Source organism: Nocardia donostiensis, from assembly GCF_002081715.1.
Taxonomy (GTDB): Bacteria; Actinomycetota; Actinomycetes; order Mycobacteriales; family Mycobacteriaceae; genus Nocardia; species Nocardia donostiensis.
Window position 1 is genome coordinate 139,780 of the sequence record NZ_MUKP01000007.1, and the last position, 22,653, is coordinate 162,432.

At 67.7% G+C, this 22,653-nt stretch carries 22 protein-coding genes and 1 riboswitch; of the genes, 20 read left to right on the forward strand and 2 right to left on the reverse strand.

Annotated elements, in window-relative coordinates; genetic code table 11:
* Nucleotides 1–52 precede the first annotated feature (52 nt).
* Nucleotides 53–242, reverse strand: a riboswitch (cobalamin riboswitch).
* Nucleotides 243–526: 284 nt separating this feature from the next.
* From B0T44_RS07070 to coaD, 3 genes are read left to right on the forward strand one after another with little or no spacing between them, the layout of a single operon-like run.
* Nucleotides 527–3,925, forward strand: a complete 3,399-nt coding sequence (locus B0T44_RS07070) for a pyruvate carboxylase (RefSeq protein WP_077115853.1) — start codon at nt 527–529, stop codon at nt 3,923–3,925.
* On the forward strand, nt 3,922–4,515 hold the full coding sequence (gene rsmD / locus B0T44_RS07075) for a 16S rRNA (guanine(966)-N(2))-methyltransferase RsmD (protein ID WP_077115854.1): 594 nt from the start codon (nt 3,922–3,924) through the stop codon (nt 4,513–4,515). Before B0T44_RS07070 ends, rsmD begins: the two co-directional genes overlap by 4 nt.
* 3 nt (nt 4,516–4,518) lie before the next feature.
* Nucleotides 4,519–5,004, forward strand: coding sequence for a pantetheine-phosphate adenylyltransferase (gene coaD / locus B0T44_RS07080; RefSeq protein ID WP_077115855.1), 486 nt, complete (start codon nt 4,519–4,521; stop codon nt 5,002–5,004).
* Nucleotides 5,005–5,011: 7 nt separating this feature from the next.
* Here coaD and B0T44_RS07085 read toward each other — a convergent pair whose 3' ends face one another.
* Complete coding sequence (locus B0T44_RS07085) at nt 5,012–5,524, reverse strand: GtrA family protein (protein ID WP_077115856.1); 513 nt, start codon at nt 5,522–5,524, stop codon at nt 5,012–5,014.
* A 227-nt stretch (nt 5,525–5,751) separates the two neighbouring features.
* Between B0T44_RS07085 and B0T44_RS07090 the strand changes: the two genes are divergently transcribed.
* The 14 genes from B0T44_RS07090 (at nt 5,752) to smc (ending at nt 18,589) form a co-directional block, all read left to right on the forward strand.
* Complete coding sequence (locus tag B0T44_RS07090; RefSeq protein ID WP_077115857.1) at nt 5,752–6,498, forward strand: DivIVA domain-containing protein; 747 nt, start codon at nt 5,752–5,754, stop codon at nt 6,496–6,498.
* A gap of 104 nt (nt 6,499–6,602) precedes the next feature.
* Nucleotides 6,603–7,262 carry a YceD family protein gene (locus tag B0T44_RS07095; RefSeq protein WP_077115858.1) on the forward strand — a complete coding sequence of 220 codons (660 nt, stop codon included), beginning with the start codon at nt 6,603–6,605 and terminating at the stop codon, nt 7,260–7,262.
* Between the two features lie 2 nt (nt 7,263–7,264).
* A complete protein-coding gene (gene rpmF / locus B0T44_RS07100; RefSeq protein ID WP_077115859.1) occupies nt 7,265–7,447 on the forward strand; it encodes a 50S ribosomal protein L32 in 183 nt (60 codons plus the stop codon).
* A 14-nt stretch (nt 7,448–7,461) separates the two neighbouring features.
* Nucleotides 7,462–8,184 (forward strand): ribonuclease III, encoded by a 723-nt coding sequence (rnc, locus tag B0T44_RS07105; RefSeq protein ID WP_077115860.1) that lies wholly within the window; start codon nt 7,462–7,464, stop codon nt 8,182–8,184.
* 1 nt (nt 8,185) lies between these two features.
* Nucleotides 8,186–9,067 (forward strand): bifunctional DNA-formamidopyrimidine glycosylase/DNA-(apurinic or apyrimidinic site) lyase, encoded by an 882-nt coding sequence (gene mutM / locus B0T44_RS07110; RefSeq protein WP_077115861.1) that lies wholly within the window; start codon nt 8,186–8,188, stop codon nt 9,065–9,067.
* Between the two features lie 63 nt (nt 9,068–9,130).
* A complete protein-coding gene (locus tag B0T44_RS07115; RefSeq protein ID WP_077115862.1) occupies nt 9,131–9,712 on the forward strand; it encodes a dihydrofolate reductase family protein in 582 nt (193 codons plus the stop codon).
* Between the two features lie 6 nt (nt 9,713–9,718).
* On the forward strand, nt 9,719–10,834 hold the full coding sequence (locus B0T44_RS07120; RefSeq protein ID WP_081511733.1) for a PHP domain-containing protein: 1,116 nt from the start codon (nt 9,719–9,721) through the stop codon (nt 10,832–10,834).
* Between the two features lie 91 nt (nt 10,835–10,925).
* A complete protein-coding gene (locus tag B0T44_RS07125) occupies nt 10,926–11,429 on the forward strand; it encodes an OsmC family protein (protein WP_081511747.1) in 504 nt (167 codons plus the stop codon).
* Entirely contained in the window at nt 11,429–11,725 is a 297-nt protein-coding gene (locus tag B0T44_RS07130) for an acylphosphatase (protein WP_077115864.1), read from the forward strand. Before B0T44_RS07125 ends, B0T44_RS07130 begins: the two co-directional genes overlap by 1 nt.
* 329 nt (nt 11,726–12,054) lie before the next feature.
* A complete protein-coding gene (locus B0T44_RS28675) occupies nt 12,055–12,564 on the forward strand; it encodes a hypothetical protein (protein ID WP_077115938.1) in 510 nt (169 codons plus the stop codon).
* Complete coding sequence (locus B0T44_RS07140) at nt 12,564–13,730, forward strand: glutathionylspermidine synthase family protein (RefSeq protein WP_077115865.1); 1,167 nt, start codon at nt 12,564–12,566, stop codon at nt 13,728–13,730. Before B0T44_RS28675 ends, B0T44_RS07140 begins: the two co-directional genes overlap by 1 nt.
* 60 nt (nt 13,731–13,790) lie before the next feature.
* A complete protein-coding gene (locus B0T44_RS07145) occupies nt 13,791–14,240 on the forward strand; it encodes a DUF350 domain-containing protein (protein WP_077115866.1) in 450 nt (149 codons plus the stop codon).
* 90 nt (nt 14,241–14,330) lie between these two features.
* Nucleotides 14,331–14,765: a DUF1707 SHOCT-like domain-containing protein gene (locus B0T44_RS07150; protein WP_077115867.1), complete on the forward strand. Its 435-nt coding sequence runs from the start codon at nt 14,331–14,333 to the stop codon at nt 14,763–14,765.
* A 194-nt stretch (nt 14,766–14,959) separates the two neighbouring features.
* Nucleotides 14,960–18,589: a chromosome segregation protein SMC gene (smc, locus tag B0T44_RS07155; protein WP_077115868.1), complete on the forward strand. Its 3,630-nt coding sequence runs from the start codon at nt 14,960–14,962 to the stop codon at nt 18,587–18,589.
* Nucleotides 18,590–18,621: 32 nt separating this feature from the next.
* Here smc and B0T44_RS07160 read toward each other — a convergent pair whose 3' ends face one another.
* Nucleotides 18,622–19,011: a DUF2237 family protein gene (locus tag B0T44_RS07160; RefSeq protein WP_077115869.1), complete on the reverse strand. Its 390-nt coding sequence runs from the start codon at nt 19,009–19,011 to the stop codon at nt 18,622–18,624.
* Nucleotides 19,012–19,179: 168 nt separating this feature from the next.
* Between B0T44_RS07160 and ftsY the strand changes: the two genes are divergently transcribed.
* From ftsY to B0T44_RS07175, 3 genes are all read left to right on the forward strand, one after another.
* The gene (ftsY, locus tag B0T44_RS07165) at nt 19,180–20,730 is read left to right on the forward strand and encodes a signal recognition particle-docking protein FtsY (protein ID WP_077115939.1); all 1,551 of its coding nucleotides are present in this window, start codon (nt 19,180–19,182) and stop codon (nt 20,728–20,730) included.
* Between the two features lie 245 nt (nt 20,731–20,975).
* Nucleotides 20,976–22,241 carry an ammonium transporter gene (locus B0T44_RS07170; protein WP_077115940.1) on the forward strand — a complete coding sequence of 422 codons (1,266 nt, stop codon included), beginning with the start codon at nt 20,976–20,978 and terminating at the stop codon, nt 22,239–22,241.
* On the forward strand, nt 22,238–22,576 hold the full coding sequence (locus tag B0T44_RS07175) for a P-II family nitrogen regulator (protein ID WP_077115870.1): 339 nt from the start codon (nt 22,238–22,240) through the stop codon (nt 22,574–22,576). Before B0T44_RS07170 ends, B0T44_RS07175 begins: the two co-directional genes overlap by 4 nt.
* The last annotated feature ends 77 nt before the right edge of the window (nt 22,577–22,653 follow it).

Consider the following 22,653-nt stretch of genomic DNA (forward strand, 5'->3'; position numbering starts at 1 on the left):
CAGCACTGGTGGTCCGCGCGCCCAATCCACGAGGCGGTGGCCGCCGGGTACGGCGTACCCGGCGCATCTGGCAGGTCTTCGGACTCACGGGCTCCGGCTGTGCCGACCTACTGGCCGTCGCTTCCCGGGGGCTCCCAGTGCTCATGACGGCGGTCGTTCCCGCTCACCGCTGCGGGACAGTCCCGGAATCCCACCGGGTTCCCTCTCACCCGCGCGAGCGCGGGCTCGACGCCGACGCGGACGTTCGGGGCTCCTTGTCGTCCGGCCGGCGAACCAGCTGCGTGACCAGAATAGCCAGTGACCGCGTCGCGGGGGAGGGACACACGGCGCGTCAGCGGATGTTGCCCTGGTGGTAGGGCAACATGATCCAGACCGAGCGGTGGCGGGAACCCCTGCGCCGGAACCGCAGTGAGAGATGACGGCTGTGTGAACGCAACTTCGCAACGATGCCAGGATCGGTTGTGAAGATTGCTGCGAAGGGGACTTCCCTGTCGGCTCAGGTCCCGGCGCCGGGTACCGTGAGCCAATGTTCTCGAAAGTCTTGGTTGCCAATCGCGGCGAGATCGCCATCCGCGCCTTCCGTGCGGCCTACGAACTCGGTGTCGGGACGGTTGCCGTCTTCCCGTACGAGGACCGCAACTCGGTCCACCGCTTGAAGGCAGACGAGGCCTACCAGATCGGTGAGGAAGGGCACCCGGTCCGGGCCTATCTGTCCATCGACGCGATCATCGAGGCAGCCAAAACGTCAGGCGCCGACGCCATCTACCCGGGATACGGTTTCCTGTCGGAGAACCCGGATCTGGCCGCCGCCTGCGCCAGGGAAAACATCACCTTCATCGGCCCGTCCGCCGAGGTGCTCGAATTGGCCGGAAACAAGGCCCGTGCGATCGCCGCGGCCAAGGCCGCCGGGTTGCCGGTTCTCGAATCCAGTGCACCGTCGGCGGACGTGGATGAACTGCTGGCGGCGGCGCAGACGATGGAGTTCCCCATCTTCGTCAAGGCTGTCGCCGGTGGCGGCGGGCGCGGTATGCGTCGCGTCGAGACCGAGGGGCAGCTGCGTGAGGCTATCGAGGCGGCGTCGCGGGAGGCCGAATCGGCCTTCGGCGATCCGACGGTGTTCCTGGAACAGGCCGTGGTGAACCCGCGCCATATCGAGGTGCAGATCCTGGCCGACAACCACGGCAATGTGATGCATCTGTTCGAGCGGGACTGCTCGCTGCAGCGCAGGCATCAGAAGGTGATCGAGCTGGCGCCGGCACCGAACCTGGACCCCGCATTGCGGGAGCGGATCTGCGCCGACGCGGTGGCTTTCGCCGAGCAGATCGGCTACAGCTGCGCGGGCACCGTCGAGTTCTTGCTCGACGAGCGCGGCAACCATGTCTTCATCGAGATGAATCCGCGTATCCAGGTCGAGCACACGGTGACCGAGGAGATCACCGATGTGGACCTGGTGCAGTCGCAGCTGCGGATCGCCGCCGGGGAAAGCCTGGCCGACCTGGGTCTGAGCCAGGATGCGCTGACCATCCGTGGCGCAGCGCTGCAATGTCGGATCACCACCGAGGACCCAGCCAACGGTTTTCGCCCCGACACCGGCCGCATCACCGCCTACCGCACTCCCGGCGGCGCGGGTATCCGTCTCGACGGCGGGGCGAACCTGGGCGCGGAGATCGGGGCCTACTTCGACTCCATGCTGGTCAAGCTGACCTGCCGGGGCCGGGACTTCCCCACCGCGGCGGCGCGGGCGCGGCGCGCACTTGCCGAGTTCCGCATCCGCGGCGTCACCACCAATATCGGGTTCCTGCTCGCCGTGCTCGACGATCCCGACTTCACCGGCGGCCGGGTCACCACCTCGTTCATCGATGAACGTCCCGGACTGCTCGCACTCCGCGAATCCGGCGACCGCGGCACCAAGATCCTGAACTATCTGGCCGATGTGACGGTCAACAAACCGCACGGTCAGCGGCCGACCGCCGTATACCCACACGACAAACTGCCCCCGATCGACCTGACCGTGCCGCCGCCGGACGGTTCCCGGCAGCGGCTGCTGGCGCTCGGGCCCCAGGGGTTCGCTCGCGCGCTGCGGGAGCAGACCGCGGTGGGCGTTACCGACACCACCTTCCGCGACGCACACCAATCCTTGTTGGCCACTCGGGTGCGCACCAACGGTCTGCTCGACGTCGCAGGTCATGTCGCCCGGCTGACACCGGAGCTGTTGTCGATCGAGGCCTGGGGCGGTGCGACCTACGATGTGGCGCTGCGGTTCCTGTACGAGGACCCGTGGGAGCGGTTGGCGGCGCTGCGCGAGGCGGTGCCGAACATCTGCCTGCAGATGCTGCTGCGCGGCCGTAACACGGTGGGATACACCCCATACCCGGAGCGGGTGACGCGGGCGTTCGTCTCGGAGGCGACCGCGACGGGGATCGATATCTTCCGTATCTTCGACGCGCTCAACAACGTCGACCAGATGCGTCCGGCCATCGACGCGGTCCGCGAAACCGGTACAGCGATCGCGGAAGTGGCGATGAGTTATACCGGTGACCTGTCCGACCCGGACGAGAACATCTACACCCTCGACTACTACCTGAAGCTGGCTGAGCAGATCGTCGACGCAGGCGCCCATGTGCTGGCGATCAAGGATATGGCCGGTCTGCTGCGTGCTCCCGCCGCGGCGAAACTGGTGACCGCGCTGCGCAGCAACTTCGACCTGCCGGTGCACGTACACACCCACGACACCCCTGGCGGGCAGCTGGCCACCTATCTGGCGGCCTGGCAGGCGGGCGCGGACGCGGTCGACGGGGCCAGCGCCGCGATGGCGGGCACCACCAGCCAGCCCGCGTTGTCGGCGATCGTGGCGGCCGCCGCGAACAGCGAATACGACACCGGCCTCAGCCTGCGCAACGTCTGCGATCTGGAGCCGTACTGGGAGGCGCTGCGCAAGGTGTACGCGCCGTTCGAATCCGGTCTGCCCGCGCCGACCGGCCGCGTCTACACCCATGAGATCCCGGGCGGTCAGCTGTCGAACCTGCGGCAGCAGGCGATCGCGCTCGGCCTCGGCGATCGGTTCGAGGAAGTCGAGGCCAAGTACGCGGCAGCCGACCGGCTGCTCGGCAGGCTGGTGAAGGTGACCCCGTCGTCGAAGGTGGTCGGTGATCTGGCGTTGGCGCTGGTCGGTAACGGTGTGGAGGTCGAGGATTTCGCCGCCGACCCGGGTCGCTACGACATCCCGGATTCGGTGATCGGTTTCTTGCGCGGTGAACTCGGCGTTCCGGCCGGTGGCTGGCCCGAGCCGTTCCGCAGCAAGGCGCTCGCCGGGCGCGGGCCCGCGAAACCGGAAACACCGCTGACCGTCGACGACGAGGCCGGGCTCGGCGGCACCTCGGCGCAGCGCCGGGCGACGCTGAACCGGCTGCTGTTCCCCGGCCCCACCGCCGAATTCCTGGCCCACCGCGAGAAGTACGGCGACACCACCGGGCTCTCGGCCAACCAGTTCTTCTACGGTCTGCGCCGGGGCGAGGAACACCGTGTGCAGTTGGAGAAGGGCGTCACCCTGCTCATCGGCCTGGAAGCCATCTCCGAGCCGGATGAACGCGGTATGCGCACGGTGATGTGCATCCTCAACGGCCAGCTGCGCCCCGTTACGGTGCGTGACCGGTCGGTCGCCAGCGAGGTCCCGGCCGCGGAGAAGGCCGACAAGACCAACCCGGGACATATCGCCGCACCGTTTGCCGGCGTGGTGACACTGGCGGTGTCCGAAGGTGATCAGATCGCGGCGGGCGACGTCATCGGCAGTATCGAGGCGATGAAGATGGAGGCCGCGATCACCGCACCGCGCGGTGGGGTGGTCGGCCGGATCGCGATCAGCAAGGTGCAGCAGGTCGAAGGTGGTGACCTGCTGGTCGAGCTGACCGTGCGCGAATCCGAATGACCCGGATCGTCGCCGGGAAGGCAGGCGGGCGGCGCCTCCGGGTGCCGCCCGCGGGCACCCGCCCCACCTCCGACCGGGTGCGTGAGGCGATGTTCTCCGCTATCGGCGCGCGGCTGGATCTCGACGGCGCGCGGGTGCTCGACTTGTATGCGGGTTCGGGCGCGTTCGCCCTCGAGGCGCTGTCGCGGGGCGCGGCGGCGGCGCTGCTGGTCGAATCCGACCGCAAGGCCGCCGCGGTGATCCGCGGTAATATCGCCGGTCTGGCGCTGCCCGGTGCCCGGTTACGGGTCGGCTCGGTGGCCCCGGTGCTGGCAGGTGGCGGTGCGGGCGAGTTCGATCTGGTGTTCTCCGATCCGCCCTATGACGTGACGACCGAGGCCGTGATCGCCGACCTGACCGCGCTGGCCGCGCACGGCTGGCTCGCGTCAGGTGCGCTGATCGTGGTGGAACGTTCCAGCCGGTCGCTCGAGATCGACTGGCCTACCGGGTTTCTCGGTGAGAAGCCCCGTCGTTACGGTGAGACCAGGATCGAGCTGGCCGAGTTCACCGGGACGTCCGAGGGCGTCGATCACCGGCCTGCTAGCGTCTGAACCATGGCAGGAGCGTTGTGCCCGGGCTCGTTCGACCCGGTGACCAATGGGCATCTCGACGTCTTCAACCGGGTTGCGGCCCAATTCGACGAGGTCGTCGTCACGGTCATGATCAACAAGAGCAAGAAGGGCATGTTCAGCGTCGACGAACGTGTCGAGATGCTGCGCGAGGCGACCTCGCATCTGCCGAACGTGCGGGTCGCGACCTGGCACGGTCTGCTGGTCGACTTCGCCAGGGAGCAGGGCATCACCGCCATCGTCAAGGGCCTGCGCGATGCGGGCGATTTCGGCTACGAGCTGCAGATGGCGCAGATGAACAAGAAGCTCTCCGGGGTCGACACCTTCTTCGTCGCCACCAACCCTGCGTTCAGCTTCCTGTCCAGTTCTCTGGTCAAGGAAGTGGCGACCTTCGGCGGTGATGTCGCCGATATGCTGCCGCCGATGGTGCACAAGCGGCTGCTGGAGCGGTTGGCCGAGCGTCAGAGCTAGCGCAAGCTCAGAAAACCAGCCCGCGCAGGGCGAGGAACCGTAATCCGCCCACCGCCGCGGTGATCGCCAGGATCGCGCCTGCCTGGCCCCCTTGGCCGAGGCCGGGGGCGAGGAATTCCAGGGCGGCCAGCGCGGTGGTGGTGACACAGAGACCGAGCAGGGCCAGCCCGCCACCCTCCCATTGGGCGGTGAACCAGCTGACCCGGCCTGCGGCGTGGAAGGTGAGCCTGCGGTGCAGCTCGTTGGCCAATGCCGTGCTGACCAGCGATCCGGCGATATTGGCAGGCAGCGGGCCGACGCCCGCGAGCAGCAGGAACAGTAGGACGTAGGCGATATTGCTGGAGCCGCCGACGAGCGCGAAGCGGATCAACTGCGCAAACGCCCGGTCCCCGCGTAGATAGTGCAGTACTCGCCCGAACCAGGGTTTCTCGTCTTGGCCGCGATCGGTCCATGTCGCGTCCGCGTTCCCGCCGGTGAAGGCTGTGTACGGCGAGTACGGCGGCAGTTGCAGGACACTCATTGTCGTTCCGATCGAGCACAGGCCAGTTGCCCCGGCAGCTACCCGTCGGGGCACTTTTGTCCGAATCTAGCATGAAGCGGAGTTATATCCTCCACTTCGAGGTGTGGGGTTGCAGACACGCCTCACCGCAGACGACACACCGTCCGATGGCGCGGCAGGGGCGGTGGTGGCAGGCACACTGGGCTCGGCGGGAAAGTTTCGCCGGAGGAGTCAGCAGGAGGGTAAGCATGTATCGCGTATTCGAGGCGCTCGACGAGCTGGTTGCCATTGTCGAAGAGGCGCGAGGTATCCCGCCCACCCGCAACTGCATCGTGCCGCGCGGTGATGTGCTGGAGCTGCTCGACGATGTGCGCGACGCGCTGCCCGGCGAACTAGACGACGCCCAGGACGTGCTCGACCACCGCGACAAGATCGTCTCCGATGCCCGCACCGCCGCCGAGACCGCGGTGGCCGGCGCCAACGAAGAGGCCGCCGACACCATCGGCTCGGCCCGCAACGAAGCCGACCGCATCCTCGCCGAGGCCAAAGCGCACGCCGACCGGATGGTCGCCGAGGCCACCGCGCACGCCGACCGGCTGGTCGACACCGCGCAGGCCGAAGCCGAGCGCATCGTCGCCGACGGCAAGGCCGAATACGAGACGGTGACCGGCCGGGCTCGCGCCGAAGCCGACCGGATGATCGAGGCAGGCCAGGCCTCCTACGAACGGTCGGTGGCCGAAGGCAGGGCCGAGCAGTCCCGGCTGGTCGAACAGACCGAGGTGGTGCGCGCCGCGCACGCCGAATCGGCCCGCCTCATCGATACCGCACACGCCGACTCCGACCGGATGCGTGCGGACTGCGACCAGTACGTCGACGGCAAACTTGCCGAATTCGAGGAAACCCTCAACGCCACCCTGCGCACGGTCGGCCGGGGGCGTCAGCAGCTACGCACCGGGCTCGGGGTACCCGACTACGCTGCCGAGTTCCGCCGCTGACCGGCGCCGGTTCGGACGGGCATAGCGGATTGAGTGGGTAGCGGCGTTTCGCGTACTGTGGAGTGGTTGCCCATTACCCGATCGATCGTGAAATGAGCTCTGTCATGCCCGTCGACTCCTCCTCGCGCTCGCGTACCGGCTCGCGCCGCGCGCCGGATACGGGTTTCGTGCTGGACGTGCGCAGCCTCGGCCGCGCCCCGGGGACCCTGCGCGAAGTGCGCCGCACGGTCACCACCGCCGAGCGGATCGGACTCGACCTGGTCGCGGTCCCCGCCGGTTCCGAGGTGGACCTCGATCTGCAACTACAGGCGGTGTCCGAAGGTGTCCTGGTCACCGGGACGGTGTCCGCGCCGCTGTCCGGCGAATGCTCACGCTGCCTGGAACCGTTCACCGACCGGACCGAGCTGCGGCTGACCGAACTGTTCGCCTACCCCGACAGCGTCACCGAACAGACCACCTCCGACGATGAGATGTACCGGATGGACGACGATCTGATCGACCTGGAACCGGTCATCGTCGACGCGCTCGGAACCGAACTCCCACTGCAGCCGCTGTGCTCTCCCGACTGCGCCGGACTGTGCCCCGAATGCGGGGTGCGGATGGCGATTGCGGGATCCGATCATCGGCATGAGATACTTGATCCCCGCTGGGCCGGGCTGGCGAAGTTCGCCACCGGATCGACCGGCAGCGGCAGCCCCGAGCAGGGTGCGGCCACCGAAGACAGTTCCGCCGACAAGGCAAGCAATAGGACAGAGGAGAAGTAGTCGTGGCCGTTCCCAAGCGCCGGATGTCCCGTTCCAACACCAGGTCGCGGCGCAGCCAGTGGAAGGCCGCCGCGCCTACCCTGATCACCTGCCCGAACCGGGGCTGCGGCGAGAAGACCCTGCCGCATATGGCCTGTCCGTCCTGCGGCACCTACAAGGGCCGCCAGGTCACCGCGGCCGTCTGAGCCGGCTTCGAGTTGTGACAGCGGGCAAGGACGAACCCGGCGCATCCGGCGACCACGCGAGCCTGCTTGCCGCGCTCGGCGTCGATGTACCGCCGGACCTGCTGCGGCTGGCGCTGACCCACCGGTCCTACGCCTACGAGAACGGCGGCTTGCCGACCAACGAACGCCTGGAATTTCTCGGCGATTCGGTACTCGGCCTGAGCATCACCGAGCGGCTCTACCATGAGCACCCGGATAAATCCGAGGGCGAGCTGGCGAAGCTGCGGGCGAGCGTGGTCAATATGAACGCGCTCGCCGAGGTGGCGCGCGGACTCGGTGAAGGCGGTCTCGGCGCGCATCTGCTGCTGGGCAAGGGTGAGGAGCTCACCGGCGGCCGCAATAAGCCGAGCATTCTGGCCGACGGTATGGAATCACTGCTCGGCGCGGTGCATCTGCAGCACGGTATCGACGTGGCCCGTGGGGTGGTGCTGCGGCTGTTCGCCGATCTGCTCGAACGCGGACCGCGGATGGGCGCCGGACTGGACTGGAAGACCAGCCTGCAGGAGCTGACCGCCGAACGCGGTCTCGGCGTGCCCAACTACGAGATCACCTCGACCGGCCCGGACCACGACAAGGAGTTCACCGCCACCACGGTGATCGGTGGCCGCGCCTACGGTCAGGGTATCGGCCGGTCGAAGAAGGAAGCCGAGCAGAAAGCCGCGGGCGCCGCCTATCAGGCGTTGACCGCCGAATACTGACGTGCCCGAGCTGCCCGAAGTCGAGGTGGTCCGCCGCGGCCTGGCCGATCATGTAGTCGGTCGGGTCATCGAGTCGGTCACCGTCACCCATGCGCGTTCGGTGCGCAGGCATCTGGCCGGAGCCGCGGATCTCGCCGCCCGGCTGGCCGGCCTGCAGGTGGCGGCCGCTCAACGACGTGGCAAATATCTGTGGCTGACCTTCGCCGAACCCGGCTCAGGTCCTGCCGACTCGGCGTTGGTCGTCCATCTGGGGATGAGCGGTCAGATGTTGGTGTGTCCCGCCGGCGCGCCGGTGGAAAAGCATGCGCATATCCGTGCCACCCTCGACGACGGTGGGCAACTGCGGTTCGTCGACCAGCGCACCTTCGGCGGCTGGTTGCTGGCGCCGCTGGTCGAGGTGGCGGGAACGGCGGTGCCCGAGCCGATCGCGCATATCGCCCGCGATCCGCTCGACCCGGAGTTCGACACCGAATCGGTGATCACCGCGCTGCGTACCAAACAAACCCAGATCAAACGGGTGCTGCTGGATCAGTCGGTGATCTCCGGTATCGGCAATATCTACGCCGACGAGGCGCTGTGGCGTGCGCGGATCCACGGTGGCCATATCGCAACGAACCTCACCCGCTCGGCGTTGCGCACCCTGCTCACCGAGGTCACGGCGGTGATGACCGAGGCACTCGCCGCGGGCGGCACCTCTTTCGACGCCTTGTATGTGAACGTCAACGGCCAATCCGGCTACTTCGAACGATCCCTGGCGGTCTACGGCCGGGGCGACGAACCGTGCCTGCGCTGCGGTGCGCCGATCGTGCGGGAGAAGTTCATGAACCGGTCCTCTTACTCGTGTCCGCGATGCCAGGTGAAGGGTCGCCCTCGCGCCCGCTAGCGAGCTACGGTTTTGTCAGGCACCCCGCGACGAGGCCATCGGGTCGTGCCGGGAAGGGACCGCATGCGCAAGCTCACCTACTACGTCGCCTCGACGATCGACGGCTTCATCGCCACCGAGGAGGGATCGGTGGATTTCTTCCCGGTCGGCGGCGATCACGGGCCTGCGATCACCGCGCAGTACCCGGAGACGTTGCCCACGAAGGTGCGCGAAGCCCTCGGCATCGATAGGCGCAACACCAATTTCGACACCGTGCTGATGGGTCGAAAAACCCACGATTTCGGGGTGCGCACCGGCACCGCGAGCCCGTACGCGCATCTGCGTCAGTTCGTGGTGTCGACCACGCTGCCGGAGAGCCCGGATCCGGCGGTCGAGCTGATCTCGTCCGACCCGATCGGTAAGGTGCGACAACTGAAACATGCGCCCGGCCTCGGCATCTGGTTGTGCGGCGGCGGGGAACTGGCGCAGGCGCTGTTACCGGAAATTGATCAGATCTTCCTCAAGCTGTATCCGATCGTGCTCGGGCACGGCCGGTCCCTGTTCGGGTCCGAACCGCAGCTGCCCGAACCGTCCCGGTTCCGGGTGATCACCAGTCAGGTGTTCGAGGACGGCGTCGCGTTCGTGAAATACAGCAGGGTCGAATAAAGCAGCATGGCCGGCGGCACGGCGGCGGGAGCGACGGGTCCGGATGCGGCAGGGGAGCGTGACCATGGAGGGCCCTGTGAGCGCCGCGAATCCAACACAGCTCCGGGACCGGTCGCGGCGTTGCGGGAAATCGGTTTCTGGCTCGAACGTTCCCGTGCGCAAACTCACCGGGTGCAGGCATACCGGCGGGCCGCGCGCGTGCTGGAGGGGTTGCCCGACGCGGAGTTGGACCGGCATCGAGCCCACGGCACCTGGCAGGAGTTGGCCGGGATCGGGCCGAAGACCGCGGCGGTGATCGAGGAGGCCTGTTCCGGTGTCGTGCCCCATTACCTGGCCGAGTTACGAGCAGCAGCCACACCCGTCGGCCCGGAAGGCGCGCCGCTGCGCTCGCTGCTGCGCGGTGACCTGCACACCCACTCCGACTGGTCCGACGGCGGCAGCCCGATCGCGGAGATGATGGGCTGCGCGGCCGCGCTCGGCCACGAATACTGTGCGCTGACCGACCATTCGCCGCGGCTCACCATCGCCAACGGGCTGTCGGCGCAACGGTTGCGCAGGCAGCTGGACGTGGTCGCCGAGCTGAACGCGCAGCTGGCGCCGTTTCGGATCCTCACCGGTATCGAGGTCGACATTCTCGACGACGGCGCGCTGGACCAGGACGCCGACCTGCTGGCCGAACTCGATATCGTCGTGGCCAGCGTGCATTCGCGGTTGCGTGACGATAGCGAGACCATGACCCGGCGCATGGTCTACGCGGTCGCCAACCCGCATGTGGATGTGCTCGGCCACTGCACCGGCAGGCTGGTCACGGGAGGGCGGGGTACCCGGCCCGAATCACAGTTCGACGCCGAAGTCGTCTTCGAAGCGTGCCGCGTCTACGGCACCGCTGTCGAGATCAACAGCAGGCCCGAGCGTCGGGACCCGCCGTCGCGGCTGATCCGGCTCGCGGCCGGGATGGGATGCGAATTCGCCCTCGACACCGACGCTCACGCCCCGGGTCAGCTGGACTGGCAGGGCTATGGATGTGCCCGCGCCCTGGCCAATGGTGTTGCGCCGGAGCGCGTCATCAATACCCGCCCGGTGGACGAGCTGCTGGAGTGGACGAGGTCGGGGCCTTCCTGAACCTCCGCGCGGGAACAAGGGGTCGGGGACACTGCCCCGTTCCGGTTCGGTGCTGATGAGGGCAGCGCAGCGCGGATGGCAGGATCAAGGTATGGCTGAACAGACCGCCGTGACGGCGAACACGACCACGCCGGTCACCGAGACGACAGGGCAGAACACGGCCGCGGGGACGAGTGGCCCCGCCCAGTTGTGGGTCGAGCGGACCGAGACCAGGCGATACACCGGGCGCAGCTCGCGGGGTGCGGAAGTGCTGATCGGGTCGGAAGGGGTGCCCGGGGTGTTCACGCCGGGGGAGCTGCTCAAGATCGCGTTGGCAGCGTGCACCGGGATGAGTTCGGATTTCCCGCTCTCCCGGCGGCTCGGCGACAACTATGACGCCACGATCCGCGTGTCCGGGGCCGCCGACCGGGAAAACGAGGTGTATCCGCGGCTGGAGGAGGTGTTCGAGCTCGATCTGAGCGAACTCGACGCCCAGGCTCGGGAACGGCTGCTGGTGACGGTGCAGCGCGCCGTCGACAAGGTGTGCACCGTCGGGCGGACGTTACAGGCGGGCACCACGGTGGACTTGTCGTTCGATATCGATACCGCCGACTGATGGGCGCGCCGACCGACCCCGACGAGGTGGTCCGGCTCAGCGCCTGGGTGCACGGGTACGTCCAGGGTGTCGGGTTCCGCTGGTGGACCCGGTCGCGGGCGTTGGAGCTCGGCCTCACCGGGCATGCCACCAACACTGCCGACCAGCGCGTGCACGTGGTCGCGGAGGGGCCGCGGCGGGCGGTGTCCCGGCTGCTCGAGTTGCTGCGATCCGGTGATACTCCCGGTCGGGTCGACCTGGTTGTGGAAAGCTGGGAAGACGCGCGCGGCGGTATGCGCGGGTTCGAGGAACGCTAGGCGAGGGCCGGGGCGGCCCCGGGGAGGCAGCGATGAGCAACCGGTATCCGGGTGCGGGCGATCCGGGCGACAGCGACGCGGACAGGGTTGATCCGCGACCCGGCGATGACAGCCATGACAGCGGCGATCAGGGGGAGCCGCAATCGGGCCCTGCGCAGCCATCGAGCGGCGAGCCGTTTCACCCCCTGAGACAGTCTGCGGAGTCTCCCGGCGAACAGCAGGCGCAGCGACCCGGACCGAGCCTGGAGAAGTCAGGGGAGCGGGGCGATGCGGGCGGCTCGCCTTCCGGTTCGGGTGCACACCTGTCCGGTATCCCGCGCCCCGGCAGTATCCAGCGCCAGGAACCTGGCCGGACCCAGCCCCGGCCGCCGACCGTGGCCGAGGCCCGCGCCAGGGACAAGGCGCGCCGACGGGCCGAGGCCGCGCGCCGGGCGGCAGCCGAGGCGGAGGAGGCGAGACGCCGTAAGCGGAACCGGGTGATGATCGGCGGTGCCGCGGTCGTCGGGGTGGCCGCGCTGGTCGGCGGCGGCTATCTGGCCTATCGCGCGGTCGCTGCCCCCGAAGTCACCGCATACTGCACCCGGATCGACGAGAACGGTAAAGAAGTGGTTGTCGAGGACAGGTACTGCGATACCGCATCCCGCGGATCACCGGGTATGGGCGGCATCCTCATCCTCAACGGCATGCAGTACCGCTACTACTACGGTGGTAACAACACCATTGGGCAGCCGCCGATCGGTGGCTCCACAGTCAAACCCAAAGGCGCGGAGATCAAAACCAAAAGCGGCACCGTCATCCAGCGCGGCGGTCTCGGGAGCAAGGGCGGCGGTGGTTCCTGATGCGGCGGGTGCGGTCGGAGCCGCGGCCGGGCTGGCAGCAGATCATCGAAAATCAGGGCCTCGTCTACGGGATACCCGGTCGTGATGCCAGCGGTCAGCCGCGACCGTATTGGGACGAGTCGGTGCATTACGAGTTCGAGATGGACGAGATTCTCGCGCTCGAGGCCGCTGTGGAACTGTTGCATTCGATGTGCCTCAATGCCGTGGAGCACATCGTGCTCACCGAGCGTTTCGCCGATTTCGGTCTGCCGGAATGGAGTTGGGGGCCGATCGCCGAATCTTGGCGGCGCGCCGACCCGTACGTGTACGGCCGCTTCGATCTGCGGTACGACGCCCGGCGGCCGGCGAAACTACTGGAATACAATGCCGACACCCCGACGTCGCTGCTCGAGGCGGCCATCGTGCAGTGGTATTGGCTGACCGATCTGTATCCCGATGACGACCAGTGGAATTCGCTGCACGAGAAGCTGGTCGAGCGATGGAGTTCGCTGCGGCACGCGCTGCCCGGCGCCCATCTGCACTTCACCTGGTCGAGCGCCGACGCGACCGGTGAGGACAACGTCACCACCGCCTATATGCAGGAAACCGCCGCCGAAGCCGGTTTCGACACCATCGCGCTGCCCATCGAGGAGGTCGGGTTCGATACCGAGCTGGAGCGTTTCGTGGATCTGGCCGAGGCACCGATCGAGGCAATTTTCAAGCTCTACCCGTGGGAATGGGTGCTCGACGACGAATTCGGCAAAAGGGTCGTCGACAGTCTGCCGGAAACGATGTGGGTGGAACCGCTGTGGACGACATTGCTCAGTAACAAGGCGATCCTTGCGGTGCTGTGGGAGATGTATCCCGGCCATCCGAATCTGCTGCCCGCCTATCTGGATCAGCCGAACGAGCTCACCGAATACATCCGCAAACCGAAGCTGGGACGCGAAGGCGCGAATATGACCATCGTCGGCGCGGGGATGGAAACCGCCACGGGAGGTGTGTACGGCGAAGAGGGGTATGTGTATCAACTGCTCGACCCGCTGCCGGTGTTCGATGATATGCGCCCGGTGCTCGGGGCGTGGCTCGTCGGCGACGAGTCGGCGGGGCTGGGGATCAGGGAGACCGCGGGGCTGATCACCGACGACGGCGCGGCGTTCGTTCCGCACCGGATCGTCACGGCATAGATTGCGCACTGGACCGGGTTCTGGTCCACCACCGCCGCAGGAAACGCCGAAAGGTTCACGATGACCGCTCTCGCCCTCGATTCGGGCTATTGGAGTTCGCTGGCCAGGGGGGTGGGGGCGATCCTGCTCTACGCCCTCGTCGGTTTGGTGCTGATGTTGGTCGGTTTCTTCGCGATCGATCTGACTACCCCGGGACGGCTGCGTCAGCTGGTTGTCGCGGGGAAGCCGAACGCCATCATCGTCACCGCGGCGGGCATGGTCAGTATGGCGCTGATCGTGGTGTTGGCGATCTACTCCGCGGGCGGCAGACTGCTGGAGGGGCTGATCGCCGCGCTGGTGTTCGGGTTGATCGGCATTGTCGGGCAGGTGGCGTCGGTGCGGATCGTCGAGCTGGTCATCGGGATCGATATCGGCGCCGTGCTGCATTCGGATCTCTACACCACCGAGGTGCTACCGGTTGCCGCGGCGCATTTCTCGCTGGGTCTGGTGGTCGCGGTCGCCATTCTCTGAACCTTCCGCATCTTTCTTGACATTCCACAGTGGAAGGCGCATGGTAGCTGTATTCCACTGTGGAGGGTGGGACCGTCGTAAGGGAGAGACATGGATATCTCGCCGGGCACCCGGGCTTCCGACGCCGAACGCGACCACATCGTGCGACTGCTCGGCAGGCATATGACCGACGGCCGTATCGACCTCGCCGAATACGATCAGCGAGTGGAGCGCGTCTATGCCACCTCCACCCGCGAGGATCTGAATCTCGTCCTCTCCGATCTGCCTGCCCTGCCTGATGACCCGAGCCAGCCCGCAGGCACGCGCGCACATCGCTCGCGCTTCCCGATCTGGCAGCGCATCGAAGCGAGCGCCTGGCTGGGTGTGAGCGTTCTCGTCCTGATCATCTGGGGTGCGATCTCACTGGCCGTAGGCGAATTCACCTACCCGTGGCCGATCTGGGTGATCGGGCCGTGGGGCGCCGTCCTCGCTGTGCGTGCGATCACGGGTATCGAAGCGGGTCGCTGCTCGCGTCGACCGGTGTGACGGCGAGGCGAATGCCCGTGACGTAGCGGCGGTGGCTAGCCTGGGGTGAGTTCGCGCCGTACCAGCGACCTGTGCCGAGCCGAGGCCGGGGATCGCGGGCGGTGTGCGCGGGGTGGATGCGGTCAGGGGGCTAGCATGGCTGGTCGCCCTGGTCAGCGGGCACACCGGGCGGAAAACGGAAAGGGTCGCCGGTTTTGCACCTGAAGAGCTTGACGTTGAAGGGGTTCAAATCCTTCGCGTCTGCGACGACACTGCGGTTCGAACCCGGGATCACGTGCGTGGTCGGCCCGAACGGGTCCGGGAAGTCCAATGTCGTCGACGCGCTCACGTGGGTGATGGGGGAGCAGGGCGCCAAGGCGCTGCGCGGCGGCAAAATGCAGGACGTCATCTTCGCGGGCACCTCGGGCCGGGCGGCGCTGGGCCGCGCCGAGGTCACCTTGACCATCGACAATTCCGATGGCGCACTGCCCATCGACTACGCCGAGGTGTCCATCACCCGCCGTATGTTCCGCGACGGCGCCGGTGAGTACGAGATCAACGGCAGCTCCTGCCGCCTGATGGACGTGCAGGAACTGCTCAGCGATTCCGGTATCGGCCGGGAAATGCATGTCATCGTCGGGCAGGGCCAGCTGTCGGCCATCCTGGAATCGCGGCCGGAGGATCGCCGCGCCTTCATCGAAGAGGCCGCCGGCGTGCTCAAGCACCGTAAACGCAAGGAAAAAGCGGTTCGCAAACTGGAGGCGATGCAGGCCAACCTGGCCCGCCTCACCGACCTCACCACCGAACTGCGCCGCCAGCTCAAACCCCTGGGCAGACAAGCCGAGGTCGCCCGCCGTGCCCAAACCGTGCAGGCGGATCTGCGCGATGCCCGGCTGCGGTTGGCCGCCGACGATCTGGTGACCCGCCGCGCGGAACTGGAAAGCCAGCAGAATAAGGAAGCGTACGCGCGCGAACAGCAGATCACCGTGCAGTCCGAACTCGACGCCGCCAACGCGGTGCTGGCGCAGCAGGAGTTCCAGCTGTCCCGGTTGACTCCCAGCGCCGAAGCAGCGGGGCAGCTGTGGTTCCAGCTGTCCGCGCTGGCCGAACGAGTCAACGCGACCATCCGGATCGCCACCGACCGCGCCCGGCACCTGGACACCGCCACGCCGGTGGGCACCGGCCGCAACCCAGAACAGCTGGAAGCCGAAGCCGACCGGGTGGAGGCCGAAGAAGCCGAACTGCGAGAGGCAGTGGAGATGGCCGCCGAAACGCTGGAGGCCGCCCGTGACAGCCTCGCCGAACGTGAGCAGGCGGCCAAGGTCGCCGAACAGGCGCATCTGGCCGCGGTCCGCGCCATCGCCGACCGGCGGGAGGGCTTGGCCAGGCTGACCGGGCAGGTGGAGAATCTGCGCACCAAAGCCCAGTCGGCCGACGCCGAGATCGTCCGGTTGACCACAGCCATCGGCGAGGCCAGGGCGCGTGGTGCTGCCGCCAACGCCGAGTTCGACACCGTCCAGGACGAGCTGGCCGAACTCGACGCGGGCGAAGCCGGGCTCGACGCCCAGCACGAACACGCCGTCGCAGCGCTGGAACTGGCCGAGCAGCGGGTTACCGAGCTGCGGGCCGCCGACCGCGATGCAGGTAAACGTGTCGCCTCGCTGACCGCGCGGATCGAAGCGCTCGAGATGAACCTGGTGCGCCGCGACGGCGCGGCCTGGCTCACCGAAAACCACCCCGACGGTCTGCTCGGACCGCTGTCGGGCCTGTTGCGGGTGCACGCCGGGTTCGAGGCCGCCGTTGCTGCCGTTCTCGGCCCGATCGCCGACGCGGTTGCCGCAGACTCCGCCGCCACCGCGCATACGGCCATCGACGCACTCAAAGCCGCCGACGGTGGCCGTGCGGCAGTCGTCTACGGCGGTGTCGACGCGACCGTTTTCCGACAGCAGACCGGACCGGAGTTGCCTGCCTCGGCGCACCGGCTCATCGATGTCCTCGACTGCCCGGAATCGGTGCGGGGCGCGCTCGCGGCCCTGGCGTCGCAGGTGGTGGTGGTCGACGATCTGCGCGCCGCAGCGCAGGTGCTGACCGAACACCCCGCGCTGCGGGTGGTGACTCGCGACGGCGACCTCACCGGTTCCGGCTGGTTGCTCGGCGGATCCGACCGCGCCCCGAGCAGGTTGGAGATCCAGGCCGATATCGACGCCGCTCGCGCGGAACTGGTCGCCGCCCGGCGCACGGCCGAAGAGCTAGAGGCTGCCCTGTCCGGGGCTTTGGCCGAACAGGCCGACCGCAAGGACGCCGTGGACCACGCACTGCTCGCCTTGCACGAATCCGATCAGGCGCTGGTGGCGATTTACGACCGTCTAGGCAGGCTCGGCCACACCGCCCGTGCCGCGCAGGCGGACAGCGAGCGGCTCATAGCCCAGCGCGCCGCAGCGGAAACCGGCCGCGACGCGACCTCGACCGCGCTTGCCGAACTCGAGGACCGGCTGCGTCACGCCGAACTCGAACACGGTGATCTGGACGCCGACGGGCTCGGTACCGCCGGAACCGAAGCTGCCGGGTTCGCCAGGGAAGAGGCCGCGGCCGCGCTCGCTCAGGCCCGGTCGATGGAGGTGGAGGCCAGGCTGGCCGTGCGCACCGCCGAGGAACGCGCCGAATCGGTACGCGGGAAAGCCGATGCGCTTCGGCGCGCCGCCCGCGCCGAACGAGAGGCCAGGGCACGGGCTGAACGAGCCCAGGCAGCACGCAGGCAGGCCGCCAAGGTGGCCGCGGCGGTCGCCGAATCCGGTACGGAAGTGGCGACGGAACTGGACGCAGTAGTCGCCGCGGCGGCGGCGCGCCGCGACGACCTGGTGCGCCGCCGCACCGAATGTGCCGCCCAGGTCGATCAGGTCAAGGAACGGGTGCGCGCGCTGACCGCGCAGCTGGCTCAGCTCACCGACGCGGTGCACCGCGACGAGGTTGCCAAGGCGCAGGCCGCGCTGCGGATCGAACAGTTGGAGGCCGGTATCGCCGAACAGTTCGGGATCGCGCTGCCCGATCTGATCGCCGAATACGGCCCCGATGTACCGCTGCCGCCGAGCGAACTGGAATGGCAGGAGTACGAGCAGGCCAAGGAACGGGGCGAACAGGTCGTCGAACCGGCCCCGATGCCATTCGACCGCGCCTGGCAGGAACGCCGCGCCAAACGCGCCGAAAAAGACCTCGCCACCCTCGGCAAGGTGAACCCCCTGGCCTTGGAGGAGTTCGCGGCCCTGGAGGAGCGCTACAACTTCCTGTCCACTCAGCTCGATGACGTGAAGAACGCCCGCAAGGACCTGCTCGACGTCGTCGCCGAGGTCGATGCCCGCATCCTGCAGGTGTTCACCGACGCCTACGCCGACGTGGCGCGCGAATTCGTCGAGGTCTTCGCGAAACTGTTCCCCGGCGGCGAGGGACGGTTGCTGCTCACCGACCCGTCGGACATGCTCACCACCGGTATCGAGGTGGAGGCCCGCCCGCCGGGGAAGAAGGTCAAGCGGCTGTCGCTGCTGTCCGGCGGCGAGAAGTCGCTGACCGCGGTTGCGCTGCTGGTCGCGATCTTCCGCGCCCGCCCATCGCCGTTCTATGTGATGGACGAGGTGGAGGCCGCGCTCGACGACACCAATCTGCGCAGGCTGATCGGCCTATTCGAGCAGTTGCGGGAGAAGAGCCAGCTGATCGTCATCACCCACCAGAAACCGACGATGGAGATCGCCGACGCCCTCTACGGCGTCAGCATGCGCGGAGACGGCATCACCCAGGTGATCTCGCAGCGATTGCGTGGCGAGAACCTGGCGCAAGCCGGCGCGGCGACCTGACCGAGAACGAGCTCAGCCGAGCCGGGCCCGGATCAGAGCAGATCGCTGACGTCGTCGGGCACATCGACTGCGTATTTGCGCAGGATCTCCATCGAGATCACTTCCAGAGCGTCTTCATGGGTCGCTGCCAGCACCACCGGGGCAGCGACACCGTCCTCGTGCGCATGCAACCAGCGCACGGCCACCACACACCACCTGTCCCCCGGCTGCAGGCCGGGGAAGTTGTTCTCCGGCCGCGGAGTACTCAAATCGTTGCCGATGGATGCCTGATGTTCGAGGAACTCGGCCGTGACGACCGTGCACACAGTATGGCTACCGAGGTCTTCCGGTCCGGTACTACAGCAACCATCCCGGTAGAACCCGGTGAGAGGATCGGTGCCGCACTCTTCGAGCGGACCCCCAAGCACGTTTCGATCGGTCACCTCGCCGATCCTATTGTGCGAGGGCCAGAAGTTGCGCAGGACAAGAAATCTCGATGTCTGTGACCGGTGGTATCCACCCCGCCGACCTGGGCGGTCGTGCCCGCAGCGTCCTCGGGCGCGCGGGCGGGGTCGTCGGCCCCCTGGCCCGGTTCTGCAAGGATGGGCGGTGTGAGTGCCGAAGCTTGGATTCTGATCGCCGCGATTGCCGCCGTGCTGCTGGTGGCGTTTGTCGCAGGCTTCATCCTGTACAAACGCCGCCGGGTATCGCTGACCGAGCCGGCCGAGAAACGTGAACTGACCGACCGGTCGGGTGGATACCAGGCCGCGGGGGGATTCAGTTTCAGCCAGGGCGGCCAGGCTACCGCGGCTCCGCCGCGACCCGAACCGATACCGGTCGAACGCACCGATACCGAGGGGCAACCGCATATCGGCGACGACGCTGCCGTGCCACGTGACGCACCCCGCCGCGGTATCACCAACGTGCCACTGCCCGAACCCGTAGAAGTCGACGAAGCGCCCGGCGGCGCGGGCGCACCCACCATCGAGCCCGACCTGACGGCGGTACCCGAAGCCCCGCCGTCAGATGTTCCGGAGACCGAGATCAGCGACACGGTCACCGGCGAAACAACCGCCGACACCGCGGAGACGACCGCCCCGCCCGAGGTAGACAGCACGCAGGCGCCCACGGCCGATGCAGGCGCCGCGACCGCTGAACCCGATACCGCCACCGCCCCGCCCGAGGTCGTCGCCCCCGAGACTCCCGCCGGTGCGCATGTGGTTCCCGAAATCGAGGAGATCGCGCCTACCGAGGGCCGCCTGGTGCGGCTGCGGGGACGGCTCTCCCGTTCGCAGAACGCGGTAGGCAAGAGTCTGCTCGGTCTGCTCGGCGGCGGCGACCTGGACGAGGATTCCTGGGAAGAGGTCGAGGACACCCTGGTGCTGGCCGATCTGGGCACCGCGAGCACGGCCACCGTCGTGGAGCGGCTGCGGGAAGAGATGGCCGCGCGCAGTGTCCGCACCACCGACCAGGCTCGCGCTGTCCTGCGCGATGTGCTGGTCGAAGCGCTGCGCCCGGAACTCGACCGCTCCGTACGTGCCCTGCCGCACGCCGATCACCCGTCGATCCTGCTCGTCGTCGGCGTCAACGGCACCGGCAAGACCACCACCACCGGAAAGCTGGCCCGAGTGCTCGTCGCCGACGGCCGCCGGGTGCTGCTCGGCGCCGCCGACACCTTCCGCGCCGCCGCCGCGGACCAGTTGCAGACCTGGGGTGAACGGGTCGGTGCGGATACGGTGCGCGGTCGGGAGGGCGCCGACCCGGCGGCCGTCGCGTTCGATGCTGTGTCGGCGGGTGTCGAGGGCGGCGTGGACGCTGTGCTCATCGACACCGCGGGCCGTTTGCACACCAAAACCGGCCTGATGGACGAGTTGGGCAAGGTCAAGCGCGTCGTGGAGAAGAAGGCCGCCGTGGACGAGGTGCTGCTCGTCCTCGATGCCACCGTCGGTCAGAACGGGCTCATGCAGGCCCGGGTATTCGCCGAGGTGGTCGATATCACCGGCGTGGTGCTGACGAAACTGGACGGCACCGCCAAGGGTGGCATCGTCTTCCAGGTGCAGCACGAACTCGGCGTCCCGGTGAAACTGGTCGGGCTCGGCGAGGGCGCCGACGACCTGGCCCCGTTCGAACCCGGCGCGTTCGTGGACGCGTTGCTCGGCTGAGCCCGGCGACCGATCACACACCGGGCTCACCGGAGCCCGTTATCACCTGTGCGCGGACGGAAACATCGAAGCAACACCACTGCGTCATCCGTTCACGCAGGTGAAACGGTGCGGCGTCACGGACGAAACACCGAATGAGCACTCTTCTTCTGCAGGCCCACGTCAGCGACGGTGCGGCCGCGAGATGAGGAGGACAACAGGTGGATCTTGTGATCGGCGCGCCCAGCGCCGGTGATACCGCATGGATGCTCATGAGCGCCGCACTCGTGTTACTGATGACACCCGGTCTGGCGTTCTTCTACGGCGGCATGGTTCGCAGCAAGAACGTGCTGAACATGATCATGATGAGCGTCAGCGCGATGAGCGTTGTCGCGGTGCTCTGGGTGCTGTACGGATTCTCGATCGCCTTCGGTGCGGACAAGGGCGGCTTGATCGGTGATCCGGCGCAGTTCTTCGGGCTGCGCACGCTGATCACCGGGTTCGCCGGGGACTCCGCGGGCGTCCCGCTGGCCGGCACGATCCCGGCCACGGTGTTCGTCGCGTTCCAGGCGATGTTCGCGATCATCACCGTCGCACTGATCTCCGGTGCGGTGGCCGACCGGCTGAGGTTCGGCCCGTGGCTGGTGTTCTGCGCGATCTGGGTCACCGTCGTCTACTTTCCCGTCGCGCACTGGGTGTGGGGCGGCGGTTGGATCGGCGCGAAACTGGAGGCGATCGACTTCGCGGGCGGTACCGCGGTGCATATCAACTCCGGTGCGGCCGCGCTGGCGCTGGCCCTCGTCGTCGGTACTCGCACAGGCTGGCCGAAGGCACCGTGGCGTCCGCACAATCTGCCGCTGGTGATGCTGGGCGCGGCGCTGCTGTGGTTCGGCTGGTTCGGGTTCAACGCCGGTTCGGCAGCCGCCGCCGACGGCGTCGCGGGCGTCACCTTCGTCACCACCCTGATCGCGACCGCTGCCGCGATGCCGGCCTGGCTGCTGGTGGAGAAGATCCGCGACGGCAAGCCGACCTCGCTGGGCGCCGCCTCCGGTATCGTCGCCGGCCTGGTCGCCATCACCCCGTCCTGTTCGTCGGTGAATGTGTTCGGTGCGCTGGCCATCGGCGCGATCGCGGGTGCGGTGTGTGCGTTGGCGGTCAGCCTGAAATTCCGCCTCGGCTACGACGATTCGCTCGATGTGGTCGGCATCCATGTGGTCGGTGGCCTCCTCGGCACCGTCCTGATCGGTATCTTCGCCGCTCCCCAGGCCCCGGCCGGCGTCGCGGGCCTGCTCTACGGCGGCGGCCTCGGCCTGCTCGGCAGGCAGACTGTCGGTGCGGTCGCCGTGCTGAGCTACTCGTTCGTGATCGCGCTGGTGATCGCCGTCGCCCTCAGGTTCACCATCGGCCTGCGCGCCACCCGGGAAGCCGAGGCAGCGGGTATGGACGAATCCGAACATGCGGAGACCGCATACGATTTTGCTGCTGTGGGTGGCACGGCACGTTCGGCCGTCAAGGAGGGCATGACCGCATGAAACTGATCACCGCAATCGTCAAACCGTTCACGCTCGAAGACGTCAAAACCGGCCTGGAACAGGCGGGCGTGTTCGGTATGACCGTGAGCGAGGTGCAGGGATACGGCCGTCAGAAGGGGCACACCGAGGTCTACCGCGGCGCGGAATACGCAGTTGATTTCGTGCCCAAGGTACGGGTCGAGGTCGTCGTGGACGACGTTTCCGTCGACAGGGTCGTCGAGGTGATCGTCGAGGCGTCGCGCACCGGCAAGATCGGTGACGGCAAGGTCTGGGTGACCCCGGTCGAGACGATCGTCCGGGTCAGGACCGGTGAGCGCGGGACCGACGCACTGTAGCGCGATTCCGTGCGCAGCAGGACAAATGAAACGACAGCATTGACAGCGATAACACGGCCTCGCTCCCACCGGATACC

Coding starts and splice junctions, on each gene's coding strand:
- B0T44_RS07070 (WP_077115853.1), top strand. CDS start 527: ATGTTCTCGAAAGTCTTGGTTGCCAATCGCGGCGAGATCGCCATCCGC.
- rsmD (WP_077115854.1), top strand. CDS start 3,922: ATGACCCGGATCGTCGCCGGGAAGGCAGGCGGGCGGCGCCTCCGGGTG.
- coaD (WP_077115855.1), top strand. CDS start 4,519: ATGGCAGGAGCGTTGTGCCCGGGCTCGTTCGACCCGGTGACCAATGGG.
- B0T44_RS07085 (WP_077115856.1), bottom strand. CDS start 5,524: ATGAGTGTCCTGCAACTGCCGCCGTACTCGCCGTACACAGCCTTCACC.
- B0T44_RS07090 (WP_077115857.1), top strand. CDS start 5,752: ATGTATCGCGTATTCGAGGCGCTCGACGAGCTGGTTGCCATTGTCGAA.
- B0T44_RS07095 (WP_077115858.1), top strand. CDS start 6,603: ATGCCCGTCGACTCCTCCTCGCGCTCGCGTACCGGCTCGCGCCGCGCG.
- B0T44_RS07115 (WP_077115862.1), top strand. CDS start 9,131: ATGCGCAAGCTCACCTACTACGTCGCCTCGACGATCGACGGCTTCATC.
- B0T44_RS07120 (WP_081511733.1), top strand. CDS start 9,719: ATGGCCGGCGGCACGGCGGCGGGAGCGACGGGTCCGGATGCGGCAGGG.
- B0T44_RS07125 (WP_081511747.1), top strand. CDS start 10,926: ATGGCTGAACAGACCGCCGTGACGGCGAACACGACCACGCCGGTCACC.
- B0T44_RS07130 (WP_077115864.1), top strand. CDS start 11,429: ATGGGCGCGCCGACCGACCCCGACGAGGTGGTCCGGCTCAGCGCCTGG.
- B0T44_RS07140 (WP_077115865.1), top strand. CDS start 12,564: ATGCGGCGGGTGCGGTCGGAGCCGCGGCCGGGCTGGCAGCAGATCATC.
- B0T44_RS07145 (WP_077115866.1), top strand. CDS start 13,791: ATGACCGCTCTCGCCCTCGATTCGGGCTATTGGAGTTCGCTGGCCAGG.
- B0T44_RS07150 (WP_077115867.1), top strand. CDS start 14,331: ATGGATATCTCGCCGGGCACCCGGGCTTCCGACGCCGAACGCGACCAC.
- B0T44_RS07170 (WP_077115940.1), top strand. CDS start 20,976: ATGCTCATGAGCGCCGCACTCGTGTTACTGATGACACCCGGTCTGGCG.
- B0T44_RS07175 (WP_077115870.1), top strand. CDS start 22,238: ATGAAACTGATCACCGCAATCGTCAAACCGTTCACGCTCGAAGACGTC.